General features: G+C 63.2%; 13 protein-coding genes. 7 read left to right on the top strand and 6 right to left on the bottom strand.

The window, feature by feature from the left end; translation table 11 throughout:
• Window positions 1-425: 425 nt before the first annotated feature.
• The 3 genes from ACPS74_RS00315 to ACPS74_RS00305 all read left to right on the top strand — a co-directional run bounded on the left by ACPS74_RS00315 (window position 426) and on the right by ACPS74_RS00305 (window position 3,016).
• Window positions 426-944, top strand: a complete 519-nt coding sequence (locus tag ACPS74_RS00315; RefSeq protein ID WP_029648069.1) for an HNH endonuclease — start codon at window positions 426-428, stop codon at window positions 942-944.
• Between the two features lie 27 nt (window positions 945-971).
• Window positions 972-1,484 (top strand): hypothetical protein, encoded by a 513-nt coding sequence (locus ACPS74_RS00310; RefSeq protein WP_029648068.1) that lies wholly within the window; start codon window positions 972-974, stop codon window positions 1,482-1,484.
• A 350-nt stretch (window positions 1,485-1,834) separates the two neighbouring features.
• Window positions 1,835-3,016 carry a hypothetical protein gene (locus ACPS74_RS00305; protein ID WP_029648067.1) on the top strand — a complete coding sequence of 394 codons (1,182 nt, stop codon included), beginning with the start codon at window positions 1,835-1,837 and terminating at the stop codon, window positions 3,014-3,016.
• 49 nt (window positions 3,017-3,065) lie between these two features.
• Here ACPS74_RS00305 and ACPS74_RS00300 read toward each other — a convergent pair whose 3' ends face one another.
• From ACPS74_RS00300 to hemN, 3 genes are all read right to left on the bottom strand, one after another.
• A complete protein-coding gene (locus ACPS74_RS00300; RefSeq protein ID WP_029648065.1) occupies window positions 3,066-4,160 on the bottom strand; it encodes an ATP-dependent DNA helicase in 1,095 nt (364 codons plus the stop codon).
• A gap of 72 nt (window positions 4,161-4,232) precedes the next feature.
• Window positions 4,233-4,622: a hypothetical protein gene (locus ACPS74_RS00295; RefSeq protein WP_029648064.1), complete on the bottom strand. Its 390-nt coding sequence runs from the start codon at window positions 4,620-4,622 to the stop codon at window positions 4,233-4,235.
• A gap of 25 nt (window positions 4,623-4,647) precedes the next feature.
• A complete protein-coding gene (gene hemN, locus ACPS74_RS00290) occupies window positions 4,648-5,994 on the bottom strand; it encodes an oxygen-independent coproporphyrinogen III oxidase (protein ID WP_029648062.1) in 1,347 nt (448 codons plus the stop codon).
• A gap of 177 nt (window positions 5,995-6,171) precedes the next feature.
• Between hemN and ACPS74_RS00285 the strand changes: the two genes are divergently transcribed.
• A complete protein-coding gene (locus tag ACPS74_RS00285; protein WP_239754581.1) occupies window positions 6,172-6,558 on the top strand; it encodes an AprI/Inh family metalloprotease inhibitor in 387 nt (128 codons plus the stop codon).
• A 130-nt stretch (window positions 6,559-6,688) separates the two neighbouring features.
• Here the strand turns inward: ACPS74_RS00285 and ACPS74_RS00280 are convergent, their stop codons facing one another.
• Window positions 6,689-7,024, bottom strand: a complete 336-nt coding sequence (locus ACPS74_RS00280; protein WP_029648059.1) for a hypothetical protein — start codon at window positions 7,022-7,024, stop codon at window positions 6,689-6,691.
• 543 nt (window positions 7,025-7,567) lie between these two features.
• Here ACPS74_RS00280 and ACPS74_RS00275 point away from each other — a divergent pair.
• Window positions 7,568-8,044 carry an integration host factor subunit alpha gene (locus tag ACPS74_RS00275; protein ID WP_029648056.1) on the top strand — a complete coding sequence of 159 codons (477 nt, stop codon included), beginning with the start codon at window positions 7,568-7,570 and terminating at the stop codon, window positions 8,042-8,044.
• Between the two features lie 89 nt (window positions 8,045-8,133).
• Here the strand turns inward: ACPS74_RS00275 and ACPS74_RS00270 are convergent, their stop codons facing one another.
• The gene (locus ACPS74_RS00270; protein ID WP_029648055.1) at window positions 8,134-9,642 is read right to left on the bottom strand and encodes an acyl-CoA synthetase; all 1,509 of its coding nucleotides are present in this window, start codon (window positions 9,640-9,642) and stop codon (window positions 8,134-8,136) included.
• Window positions 9,643-9,809: 167 nt separating this feature from the next.
• Here ACPS74_RS00270 and ACPS74_RS00265 point away from each other — a divergent pair, with 167 nt between their 5' ends.
• Entirely contained in the window at window positions 9,810-10,322 is a 513-nt protein-coding gene (locus ACPS74_RS00265) for a DUF1697 domain-containing protein (RefSeq protein ID WP_029648053.1), read from the top strand.
• A 31-nt stretch (window positions 10,323-10,353) separates the two neighbouring features.
• On the opposite strand, the gene ACPS74_RS00260 is transcribed toward ACPS74_RS00265, so the two are convergent.
• Window positions 10,354-11,298: a helix-turn-helix domain-containing protein gene (locus ACPS74_RS00260; protein WP_029648052.1), complete on the bottom strand. Its 945-nt coding sequence runs from the start codon at window positions 11,296-11,298 to the stop codon at window positions 10,354-10,356.
• Window positions 11,299-11,433: 135 nt separating this feature from the next.
• On the opposite strand from ACPS74_RS00260, the gene ACPS74_RS00255 reads away from it, so the two are divergent.
• A complete protein-coding gene (locus ACPS74_RS00255) occupies window positions 11,434-11,895 on the top strand; it encodes a hypothetical protein (RefSeq protein ID WP_029648051.1) in 462 nt (153 codons plus the stop codon).
• Window positions 11,896-11,910: the final 15 nt, after the last annotated feature.

Below are 11,910 nucleotides of genomic sequence, written 5' to 3'. Positions count from 1 at the left end.
GCAGTAGGCGCCAGGCCGTCGGCCGTGGGCAAGGGCCACGCTTGGGCGCGTCAGGCCTCCGGACGAATAATTCGCCGTTTTTTTCCGATCCGACAGCAAAGGACGAGCTGCTGATCGGCGAGCGGCGACAGTCTTGCGTAGATGTCGTCGAAACAAAGACATGCCGATTACTTTAATATGCAAGCCGTTGCTTGCAGCGTACTGCTTCGCCAGCGTCTATCTCTTTCGAGAGGCGGAGCGCTCCTCCGCGTCGGAAGTCCTGTCGCGGGCCTTCACAACCCTGTCGTGGTGCCTGTAAAATATGCGGCATCGCAAAGGGCTGGACCTTGGCGCGGTCCGTCAGGCCCCTCCTCAATCCGAGAGGAAGCAGGGTGACTGCACACTTTCGTCAGCAGACCGTCTCGCCGCAGGCGTGTCCCGCGCTCGTGCTCAACGCCGACTACAGGCCGCTGAGCTACTATCCGCTCTCGCTGTGGGGCTGGCAGGACGCAATCAAGGCGGTGTTTCTTGACCGCGTGAACATCGTTTCGGAATACGACAAGACCGTCAAAAGCCCGAGCTTCGAGATGCGTCTGCCCTCGGTCGTGTCGCTCAAGGAGTATGTGCGGCCGACCCGTCACCCGGCGTTCACGCGGTTTAACGTGTTCCTGCGCGATCGCTTCACCTGCCAATATTGCGGAGAGCATGAGGAATTGACGTTCGATCACGTCATTCCTCGATCGAAGGGTGGCGCGACGACGTGGGAAAATGTTGTCGCGGCATGTTCGCCGTGCAATCTGCGCAAGGGCGACCGACTGCCGAAGGAAGCGCATATGTCGCCGGCGCAGGCGCCCTTTCAGCCGAGCGTCGCCGACCTGCATCGCAACGGCCGGCTGTTTCCGCCCAATTACCTGCACGAAAGCTGGATGGATTATCTCTATTGGGATTCGGTGCTCGAACCATAGCTTGGCGCGCCAGGAAAGACGGCTCCAATGATGCGCCGAATTGTGGTCATGGCTTTCGGCTTCGTCCTCGCTGTGGGCGTCGCCGCCATTTTTCTTATCGTCTCGGCGCTCCTTGATCCGGCGACGCGGGAGGCGGGATTCGCCGCCGCGACGTCCGGCCTGTTCGCCTTCGTCGAAGAAGATGTGCGCGGCGGCGGATGGAGCGAACCTCTGGCGACTTTCGGATTCATCCTTTGGTCGATGATCATCGCCACCTGCGTCGCGCCCCTCGCGGTCGCGGCGTTGATCGGCGAGATCGCCGGCGCACGTTCGCTCCTCTGGTATGCGGGCGCGAGCGCGACGCTCGCCGGCGCGTCGCCGTGGATCGCCCGCGCTGCGATGGGACTTGATCGCGCCCACGAAGCGAGTCCGCTCGAATTAAGAATCGCCCTGCTGTTTTTTCTGACCGGCGCGGTGGCGGGCGCGATTTACTGGTTGATCGCCGCGCCGCCGCCCGCGCGTCAAATGGCGCGCCCCAAACCGCCGCTTGGCGAAGTTTAACGCGCAGGCTTCCTGGGGCTGCGGCGCCGATAGACGATGAGCGCGGCGCAGTATTTTAGCGCGAGACATCCGGCAAATCGCGGGCCATCTGAACGAGCGCCAGTCGCAAGAATGCTTCAGGCTCGAGGTCTTATCGATACTCACACGTGCGCAGGCGCGCGAATGAAGCAGAATGCGCGCTGAAGCGATCATTGACGCCAGGAATGCTTGATCTCCATTTTGGCGACACATCGAGTGAACTGAGGCGCCTATGAGATCATGAGGCGCCGACGTCGCGAAATCCCCGGGTTTTCTTGGACTCTGGCGGCGTCAGGATTGACGCCAAAAGCCGGAAGTGCTCTTAACCGAACATGGCAGACTACCATTCTTTGATCGCGAGAGCGGTCGCCGCTCTGCCGCAGTCCACGCCGGACACGCGCCAAGCGGTCTATGAACGCGCCCGCAAAGCGCTGTTCAATCAGTTGCGCGGCATCCAGCCGCCGGTGGCGGAAGCCGATATTGCCGCCGAAGGCCGCGCGCTCGAAGACGCGATCCAGCGAGTCGAAGCGAAGCTCGCCGCAAACGAGGCGCAAGCGACACCATCTCGCGATGGGACGTCTGCGCCGCCACGCAGTCCGCATCCGAACAAACCTGTCGAGCCCGCGCCGAGCGATAACGCGGATTCGTCTTGGCGCGAGGCGCCTCACTCATCCATCACGGGCGAAGACGATGCCCCACTGCGTGAAGCTCAGAGGCCGCCAGCGCCGCTGCCGCCAGCGCCGAGGCCGCAGCGCTCGAAGCGTCTCATTCTGTCCGTCGCCGGCGTTGTCGTAGCGCTCGTGGCGGTCGTCGGAACTCTTGCCTGGCAGCTTCGCGAGCAGCCTGAGGATCTGGCCAAACTGAAACCGGAGAAGTCCGCCTCCAATGGGCCCGAAGGCGGCAAGATAAACGATCGCGTCGCGGGCGACGGACAAGCGGCCAAAGCCCCGACGCCGCGTAGCCCGGCCGTGCCGGTCGCGCAAAAGGCGGAGATGTGGGTGGGCTCGCTCGCCGAGCCCACGAAGGTCGACAAAATCTACAATGGCTCCGCCGTCTGGCGCCTGGAGAACGTCGGCGGGCCTGGCGAACCCGTGGGATCGGCCATTCGCGGCGACATCGAGGTCCCCGACGCGAAGCTGAAAATGACTCTGCTGTTTCGCAAGAACACCGACGCCACCCTTTCGGCCTCGCACACCATCAACGTGTCGTTCACGGTGGCGCCCGGCAGTCCCATCGGCGGCGTCAAGGCCATCGGCCCCATCCAGATGCGCCGCTCCGATGCGCAGTCGGGAGAAAAAGTCGCCGGCATTCCTGTGCCCATCACCGACAACAATTTCCTCATCGGCCTGATGCGCGGCGACCACGAGGCGCGCAATATTCTCCTGTTGCGGTCGCTCGCGGCGTTGGACTTGCCGATGCAGCTCGCCGACGGCCGCGCGGCGACGATCAATATGGAAAAAGGCCCGTCTGGCGAGCGCGTCTTCGCCGACGCCATCGACGCCTGGGGAAAATAAACCCAAAGTTCGGCGCAACAGCCGAGGTCAGCAGGGCCCATGCTAAACGTCACATGACGAGCGTCAGTCTCTTCGCCGCGCGCGTCACGCCCGTGTAGAGCCATCGCGCCCGATGTTCGCGGAAGGCGAAGGACTCATCGAATAGCGTCACGTCGTCCCATTGCGAACCCTGAGCCTTGTGGACGGTGAGCGCATAACCGAAATCGAACTCGTCCGAGTCCTTGCGAAGCGCATAAGGAATGTCGGTTTCAGCGCCGAACAGCTGCGGAACGACGGCCACACGCTGAAATTTAGCGGCTTCGCCATCTTCCGGCGTCACCAGCATTCTCACCTTCCCGCGGCGAAGGGCTCCAGCGCTCTTCACCGTAAACAACGCGCCGTTCAAAAGTCCCTTCTTGCGATTGTTGCGCAAGCAGACGAGCTTCTCGCCCGACTGCGGCAGTTCGCCCGTAAAGCCACGCAGCTGGCGCAGGCGTCCGTTATAGGCGCGGCGCGTTTTGTTCAGACCGACGAGCACCTGATCGGCGCCGGTCACGAGCGCGGGATCGAGCGCGTCGCGGCTGATGACGCGCGTATCGCCGAAAACGCCGCGCTCAACGCTCTCGCCTGCGCGGATCGCCATTGACAGGCGGATGATCGGATTGTCCGCCGCCTGTCGATGCACCTCTTTCAGCATGACGTCGGGCTCGGCGTCGGTGAAGAAGCCGCCGCCTTTCACTGGCGGCAATTGCGCCGGATCGCCGAGCACCAGCACCTTCTTGCCGAAAGACAGAAGATCGCGGCCGAGTTCCTCGTCGACCATCGAGCATTCATCGACAACGATGAGTTTCGCACGCGCCGCGGCGCTGTCGTCGTTGAGAACGAAAGACGGCTCTTCGGTTTCCGTGTCGGTCGCGCGATAGATGAGGCTGTGAATCGTGCGCGCGTCCTTGCAGCCCTTGGAGCGCATGACGAGCGCCGCCTTGCCGGTGAAGGCTGCGAAGGCGACATCACCGTCGACATGTTCGGCAAGATGCCGCGCGAGCGTCGATTTGCCGGTTCCGGCGTATCCAAACAGCCGAAACACCTGCCGCGCGCCGGGCGTTTCAAGCCAGCGCGCGACGGCGGTCAGCGCTTGATCCTGTTCGGGCGTCCAGATGGGCATGGCTACGGTGTCGAATCCAGGCGTCACGATGGCGGAGCCGACGCCGGCGAACAAGCGCCATTATCATTCTTGTCAGGCGCTGAAGCCCGCAATCAGCAGCGCGCCGCCGAGCGCGAAGGAGATGAGCGCAAACACGGGATAGCGCGTTTCATATGCCATTCGAGAGAAAATGTCGCGCACCGTCTGCGGCGGCAAAAAGAGCGTCAGGAAACCGCTGATCAGCGTGATCCAGCCGATAAGCGAGACGAGCGCCGCGGTCGTGTCGCTCCAAATGTCGTGGCCGATCACAATGGCGAGACCGATCACGAGGCGTATCATGCCGACGAAGGCGATGGCGACAGGCTCGCGCGAAACGCTCTCGATCATCTGCAGCGCCACGTCCCTGCGCACCAGCATCCAGGCGGACATGATCAGAGCGTAAGCGCCGATCAGCTTTGCGAGAAAAAGCGTAAGCGGCGTCATGAACGCCTCCTTGCCAAATCGCCCTTCACACCGCCGAGGAATGGCGGGCTGGCGCTGACTGCAGGTAGGCGTCAAAGGCGGCTGCGACAAGGCGAACGAAGGGCTTTCCACGTTCGGTCACGGCGAGTCGTCGGCCCTGTACGTCGATGACGCCGTCGTCCGCAAGAGCGTCGAGCGACGCCTGCGCAGCGTCGAAGGCGTCTTCCGCATAGCCGTGACGCGCGGCCACCGCGCCGTAGTCAACATCGAAATCGCACATGAGGCGTTCGATCAGATCCGCGCGGGCGATATCCTCGCGCGTGAACGCGACGCCGCGCGTGGTTGCAAAACGTCCTGACTCGATCGCGCGTCGCCATCCCGCAAGATCGGTGGCGTTCCCGACATAGCCCTCCGGAAGCCGCCCGATGGACGAAACGCCGAACGGCAGCAGCGCGTCGGCGGCGTCAATCGTGTACCCTTGGAAATTGCGGCGCATGCGCCTTTCGCGCGCGGCAACCGCCAGCGGGTCCTCGGGACGCGCAAAATGATCGAGTCCGATCGCCTCGAATCCCGCGCCTTCAAGGGTCGCCCGCACGGCCGCCGCCTGCGCGAGACGCTCGCCGGCGCCCGGCAGCGCCGCGGCGTCGATCAGCTTCTGGTGCGACTTGAACCAGGGCACATGCGCATAGCCGAAAACCGCGAGCCTTTGCGGCGCAAGCGACGCCGCGAGTGAGGCGGTGCGCGCGGCGTCTTCGACGCTCTGCTTCGGCAGCCCATACATCAGATCGAGATTGATGGCGGTAATGCCTGCGCCGCGCAGCAATTCCACGGCGCGCGCCACCGTTTCATAGGGCTGGATGCGGCCGGACGCCTCCTGCACATGCGCGTTCAGATCCTGCACGCCGAGCGACGCCCGCGTAACTCCGGCGGCGGCAAGCGCCTCGACGAGATCGGCGTCGAGAATGCGCGGATCGAGTTCGATCGCGTGTTCAGTTTCGGCGGAAAGATCGAAATGATCGCGCAGAACTGCAACGATGGCGCTGAAACGCGAAGCGCCGAGAATGCCCGGGGTGCCGCCGCCCCAATGGATGCTCGCGACGCGCCGTGCACGCGTCGCTTCTGAGGTGAGGGAAATTTCGTTCTTTAGCGTCTGCGCATAAGACTCGAGCGGCGCGTCCTGGCGCACCGCCTTCGTGTGACAGCCGCAATAGGCGCAGATGGCTGTGCAAAATGGAACATGGAAATAGAGCGAGAGCGACGCGGAAGGATCGAGGTTCGCGAGCCAGGCGCGCGCGTCGCCGTCGCCGATCGACTTGGAGAAATGAGGCGCCGTGGGATAGCTCGTGTAGCGCGGCGCGGATTTTTCGGCCAAGGCCAGGGACGCTGGGTCCATCCTACTGACTCCCTCGCCGCCGCGCGGCGCCGCTTAAATTGATAGCGCGCCTTGGCCCGGCGCGCAAAAGCGACGACCTGCCGCACTTTGACGCGGGCGCGGTGTGAATCGGCTTGGACGCAGGCCGTGAAAAAAGGCAAAGTGAGGCGATTTCACGAGGGCGGGAGCATGGCGCAAATGGCGATATTTTCTGGGCGACGACAGCAATGGCTGGGCTTCTGCCTTTTCGCCGCCGCGAGCGTCTCGGCGCCGCTCGCGCATGCCGCCGGACCGACGGAGGCCTCTGGCCGCTACTCGATTCTCCGCGAGGGAGACAAGGATACGGGCTGCATGCTGACGCTGGATGCACGCACGCGCGGCGGCGCCGGCTTGAAGGCGCAGCTTGCTCCGGCCTGCCGCGACAATGGCGTCGTCATTTTTGATCCCATTGGCTGGGGTCTCGACAGGGGTCGGCTCGTGCTCACCGCCCGCAAGGGGCACAAGGCGCATTTTGAGAAGGGCGCCGACGGCGTGTGGCGCCGCGACGCCAAGGAAGGCAAGGCGCTCGGCCTTCGCCCCCTCTAGCAAGCCTTAGGTCTTCATCCGCCGAACACTTCCGAAAAAGAAGCCTCCCGGATTTCTCCGGGAGGCTCTCCACCGTCGCCGCGCGAGAGGGGCGGGGTGCCGGCGACGGATCGTGTGGCGCGGCCGCCGGCTAATCGCAAACTCGTACCCGGCGATAGTCGACGATCTCGCCCCACGGACCATGAATCGGCTTTCGGAGAAAATGACACTCTCCGTATCCGTAATAAGCATCGGCGTGGTCCGCCCACGAGCCACGATAGGGCTCCGGCGCGAACCAGGCTTCCCGTCCGTCATCATAGGGATCGTAGCCATGACCAAAGCTCTCGCTTTGGTGGCGGCCATGACCAAAGCTCTCGCTTTGGTAGGGAGCATGGCGTTCGGAGGAATCGTCGTCCAGATCCTGTGCGACAACCGGGGTGGCTGCGAGCGCCAGTATGACAGCGAGGATGAAAGGCTGGCGCGACATGCTCGGCTCCGGTCACTAGGGAGAACAGGCGCGGGGAGAAGTTCGTAAGTCGCCTGCCGATACGCTCACTCTGACGCACGTAAGCTGAACCGGACATGGCCGCGCCGTTCATCCGGCAGTCAGTTTGCGGTGGGGCTTCTGCGTCTGTGGCGCGAAGCCGCAAAGCGTATCATTTTCGTCCAGGCTGATCATTTTCGCGACTGCGCCGTTTCAAAAAGGTACAGTTTTTGGCGTCTCATCCGCGACGCCCACATCCAGTTATCCATGAAATCGCTGTGCATCCAGCGACCAGCGACGGAACGGCTCAAGCGCCGCGCGTTAGCACGCAATCTGCAGATTAACGAGATATTGCGCCAAGTTGCGTCAAATTGGAACGTGCGGCGGCTACTTGTCGATGCCTGAGATGCGCATTGAAAGACAGCCATTCGGCAATGTGACCCGCCGCACTGCTGAGCAATCAGTTTCCGACGCAAGTTGCGCAATACCTCGGCCAAGCGGACAGGCAACCCCGCTTCAGGCCCAAAACTGGGGATTAGAGCGCTGATGTCGATCGCGAATCCAAAAGAGATGCTGAAGCCCTTCGTCGCGCGCGCCAATGGCGAAGACGTCGAACATGAAATGGCGTCGCATGAAGACGGCGCGCGCGGCACGCTCACGCGCGAGGACATTGCGCTGGCGATCCATCGCCGGCTCGAAGGCATGTCGCGCCGCGAAGCCAAGCGCCTGACCGATCTGGTGATCGAGGAAATGGCGGCGACTCTCGCGTCCGGCGAGTCGCTCAAGCTGCACGACTTCGGCTCATTCATCGTGCGCACGAAACGCGAGCGCGCGGGCCGCAATCCGCGCACCGGCGCGCCGGTGCCGATCGAAGCGCGGCGAGTCATCACGTTCAAGGCGTCGCCCAACATGAAGGCGACCATCAACGGCGAGATTCCTGTGACGAAGGTCAAGAAGCGGGCCCGTGGCCGCGTCGCGCGGCAGCAGAACGGGGCCGAAGTGGTGAGAATCTTCGCCCCATGAACTTCCGGTAGTCCGCGCTCCTCCCTGTGAGCGGACCTTGGGCCCGATCGTTCGCCGCACGCCCCGGCGAACCTTCGGGCCCTCTCTATTTACGGCAAGGCCGCGCGATTGAGCTTGCCATTGGCGTTGCGTGGCAGCGCGTCGAGGAACATCACCGCGCGCGGACATTTGTAGGCGGCGAGATGCGCGCGGCAATATTCGAGGATGGCGGTCTCGTCCCGCGCCACGCCGTCGCGCGTCACGACATAGGCCTTGATGATCGTCGCGGTTGCGTCGCGCCCGGGCCGTTCCGCCGCCGCCGCTTCGACGACGCCGTTGATCTCGAGCAGCCTTTTCTCGACTTCCGCCGGCGAGACCCGGTAGCCGCCCGCGTTCATGACTTCATCGACGCGGCCGTGGCGCCACATGTAGCCGTCGGCGTCGAATTCGACGAGATCGCCGGAGACGAACCACTCGCCGCGAAACGCCTCGCGCTCCTCGTCTTCACGGTTCCAATAGCCGAGCATCATGCCCGGATCGTCCCGGCGCACGGCGAGGAGGCCTGTTTCGCCTGGCGGAAGCGGAGTCTCGCCGCCCTCTTGCGGCAGCGCAGCCACCGCCCTCCCCGGCTGCGGCCTGCCGGGCGAGTCCGGACGCACCGGCGCCGTCGGCCCGCTGGAGATGAAGGTCGAAATCTCGCTCATGCCGAAGGCTTCGAAAATCTCTTTGCTCGTGCGGGCGCGCCAATCGGCGAGCAGGCTCGACGGCAGCGCCGCGCCTGCCGAGAGCGCATGGCGCAGGCTCGATAGATTGGCGCTCTCCGGCGCGCCATATTTGAGGATCTGCCGAAAGACGCCCGGCACAGCGGCAAAGATCGTCGCGCGATAGGTTTCGATGAGACGCGGCCATACCGCAGGATCTGGATGCCCGTTGTAAAGCACCGCGCTGGCCCCGGCCGACAGCGGATCGACGACGCCAACGCCAAGCGTATAGGTCCAATTGATGGCGCCGGCGTGCAACATCACGTCGCCGGGGCCAAGCCCCGTCCAATGCTCCCGCATCGGCCGTCGGCCCCAAGCGGCGCGATGCGCATGCAACACACCTTTCGGCCGGCTCGTCGTGCCTGAGGTGTAAACGAGATAAGCGGGATCGTCGGCGCCGGTGTCCACATAGTCCGGGATGGGCGCGCTCTCGGCGAGCCGCGCCAGATCGGCGCCGCGCAAGATGTGAAAGTCTCCGCTATGCGGCTCGTTCTCCAAGGATGCGCCCAATGCGAGCACGGACGCGCCGCAATCGCGCGCCATGAACTCGGCTTCCTCGAAGGTGAGCTGAGAGGACGCGAGCAGCGCCACATAGCCGGCGGCGATCGCCGCGAAATAGGCGAGCGCGGCGTTGGCCTCATTGCCCATCCGGATCATGACACGCGCGCCCGCCGGAAGGCCGAGCGACCGCAAACCGGCGGCCAGACGCCGCACCTTCAAATCGAGCTCAGCGTGGGTCCAGCGCTGCGCGCTGGCGTCGCCGACGACGGAGAGCGCCGTCGTGTCGGGCCGCAGCCGCGCATTTTCGGCGAGGCAATAGCGCGCGAGATTGAAACGCGGCGGGACGGGGTCGTGCATGAGAGAAATCTTCGCAGTCACACGGCCTTCTGGCATTCGGCGCCAGCTTGGGCAAGAGCGCGCCGCCATTTGACAAATGTCGAAGCAAATGGCCACGGAATTTGGTCGCAGCCACATCGTATCGATTTGAGATTGACGAGCGCCAAGTCGATATGCACGGCTTTGACATGACCCGCTATATCGCGCTGTTGCGCGCCGTAAATGTCGGAGGAACCGGCAAACTCGCCATGACCGAACTCAAGGCGATGTGCGTCGACGCTGGTTTCGATCATGTCCAAACTTATATTGCGAGCGGAAACGTCGTCTTTGAAAGCAAAGCCTCTTCGAGAAGGGTAAAGTCGGAGCTGGAGGCGAGGCTGCTCGCCTATGCGGGAAAGCCCGTCGCTGTTTTTGTGCGCACCGCCGATGAAATGCAGGCAGTTCTCAATCGAAATCCCTTCCCCGAAAAACCGGCCAATTTCACCGTGGCCATTTTTCTCGATGGTCCACCGCCGCCCGATGCATTAGATCGCGCCAAAGGCAAAGCGGACGAGGAAATGCGTTTGGGATCACGCGAGATTTACGTTCACTATGGCGCAGGGATGGGGCGCTCGAAACTCGAAATTCCCGCTGCCATGCATGGCACGGCGCGCAATATGCGCACGATCGCAAAACTCGTCGACATGGCGCGCGAAATATGAAAATGCGCGCCGACGCCACGGCAAGTCGGGACTAGTTGCTACCTGCGCGCATCTCACGCGCGGATTGTCCAAACCGCCGACGGAAGGCGCGGCTGAAATGCGAGAGATCGCTGAACCCCCAGCGGTAGGCGAGTTCGCCGATCGGCGCGCAAACGTCGGCGCAGAGGTCGCGGCGACAATTCTCGAGACGCCTCGCCCATACATAGCGCATCAGCGAGAGGCCCTCGGCTTCGAAAAGCGAATTGAGATAGCGCGACGAGAGACCCAGCGTCTGCGCGGCCATCGTTGGATCGAGCCGCGGATCGCCGAGGCGGCTCTCAATGAACCGCTTCACCCGGCGCAGCGTGGCCTCGCGCCCTCGGTCTATCCGGTGATGTTCGCTGGGTTCTAAGAGCGACAAGGCGATCAGATCGGCGCAGTGACTGGCCATCGCATCGAAGGATTCCCCGGTCAGCTCGCCCGCATTGGCCGCGAAGGACCGGATGTAAGACACAGCCATCGCGCCGACTCCCGCGGTGCCTGAGACTCGCAACGCCGCGCAGCGGTCGACTTCGGGCGAGAACGCACGCGTCGTCGCTCGCGGCAGCGAGACAATCAGCTTGGAGAATTTTCCCGGGCAGTGAATCTTATGCGCCCGCGTTGCGTCGTAAATTGTCATATCGCCGGGCTTCAACGAGACTTGGCGTCCGTCCTGCTCCAGAAAATATTCGCCCGAAAGCAGTACGGCGGCGAGATAAACATCGTGGCTGTCGGGTAGCGACGGCCGGTTGGGCTTTTCGATTAAAATGGCGTTTGAGCGGATCGAAGAAAGACGAACATCCTTCCCCGCATATATCGTCATTTCGTTGAACAGGCGTTGCGCCGGAAGAGGACGCACGTCGACGCGCGCGTATTCGCGTCCGATCACCTCGCATAGCCACTCGCGTCGCCGATTCGGCGGAGCGTGCTCGGTCGAAAGGATCTGCGCCTTCGTCATCGATAATCCCCCTAGAAAGGCAGCGGACGGCCGTTTCAGACAAGTTTATCAGCCGTCCCGGTCAAGCGCTTTCGTGCTGAACGCGGCATGTATCGAGCTTCCGGCGATCGCCAGAGAAGAACCGAGGATGTCGTGATGACGGACAACGCGCAATCGGCCGAGACCACAAATATTATCCTATTGAGGGGCGCCGCCCTGTGGATTCTCGTCGCGCTCGTTCTGGCGTGGTGTCTGGTGTCGCTCAAAATGGAAGCGCCGCTCATGCTGGCGATTTTCCCGGGGAAATTTTCACGGGTCTTGCAGGCGCATATCGATTTTCTGCTGATGAGCGCGCTCCTGCTCGGCTTCTATGGAACGCGCATCCCGTTGGTCTGGCCCGTGCGCTGGGCGATGGTGATCGGCGCTTTCACCAATTCGAGCCTGTTCGTCTTGCAGGCGGCGTTTCCAATCCTCGACGGCGCGCCCGCTGAAGGATGGGGCCCGGCTCTATTCGGCGTCTATCTCAAGGCGAGCATCGTGACGACGACGCTCGGCTTCGCCGGCGCTTGCGTCACCGTCCTCCGCTTCCGTCCGAAACCCTCGCGACTCGATGTCTGACTGACGCAGCTCGGC

The organism is Methylocystis sp. SB2, assembly GCF_049817085.1.
In the GTDB taxonomy this organism is placed as follows: Bacteria; Pseudomonadota; Alphaproteobacteria; order Rhizobiales; family Beijerinckiaceae; genus Methylocystis; species Methylocystis rosea.
The sequence above is the reverse complement of the archived record's forward strand: the minus strand, read 5'-3'. Positions and strand labels throughout refer to the sequence as shown.

Bases quoted from the DNA above. Each gene is read 5' to 3' on its own strand.
- ACPS74_RS00310 (WP_029648068.1), top strand. From the start codon at position 972: ATGATGCGCCGAATTGTGGTCATGGCTTTCGGCTTCGTCCTCGCTGTG.
- ACPS74_RS00305 (WP_029648067.1), top strand. From the start codon at position 1,835: ATGGCAGACTACCATTCTTTGATCGCGAGAGCGGTCGCCGCTCTGCCG.
- ACPS74_RS00300 (WP_029648065.1), bottom strand. From the start codon at position 4,160: ATGCCCATCTGGACGCCCGAACAGGATCAAGCGCTGACCGCCGTCGCG.
- ACPS74_RS00295 (WP_029648064.1), bottom strand. From the start codon at position 4,622: ATGACGCCGCTTACGCTTTTTCTCGCAAAGCTGATCGGCGCTTACGCT.
- hemN (WP_029648062.1), bottom strand. From the start codon at position 5,994: ATGGACCCAGCGTCCCTGGCCTTGGCCGAAAAATCCGCGCCGCGCTAC.
- ACPS74_RS00285 (WP_239754581.1), top strand. From the start codon at position 6,172: ATGGCGATATTTTCTGGGCGACGACAGCAATGGCTGGGCTTCTGCCTT.
- ACPS74_RS00280 (WP_029648059.1), bottom strand. From the start codon at position 7,024: ATGTCGCGCCAGCCTTTCATCCTCGCTGTCATACTGGCGCTCGCAGCC.
- ACPS74_RS00275 (WP_029648056.1), top strand. From the start codon at position 7,568: ATGTCGATCGCGAATCCAAAAGAGATGCTGAAGCCCTTCGTCGCGCGC.
- ACPS74_RS00270 (WP_029648055.1), bottom strand. From the start codon at position 9,642: ATGCACGACCCCGTCCCGCCGCGTTTCAATCTCGCGCGCTATTGCCTC.
- ACPS74_RS00265 (WP_029648053.1), top strand. From the start codon at position 9,810: ATGACCCGCTATATCGCGCTGTTGCGCGCCGTAAATGTCGGAGGAACC.
- ACPS74_RS00260 (WP_029648052.1), bottom strand. From the start codon at position 11,298: ATGACGAAGGCGCAGATCCTTTCGACCGAGCACGCTCCGCCGAATCGG.
- ACPS74_RS00255 (WP_029648051.1), top strand. From the start codon at position 11,434: ATGACGGACAACGCGCAATCGGCCGAGACCACAAATATTATCCTATTG.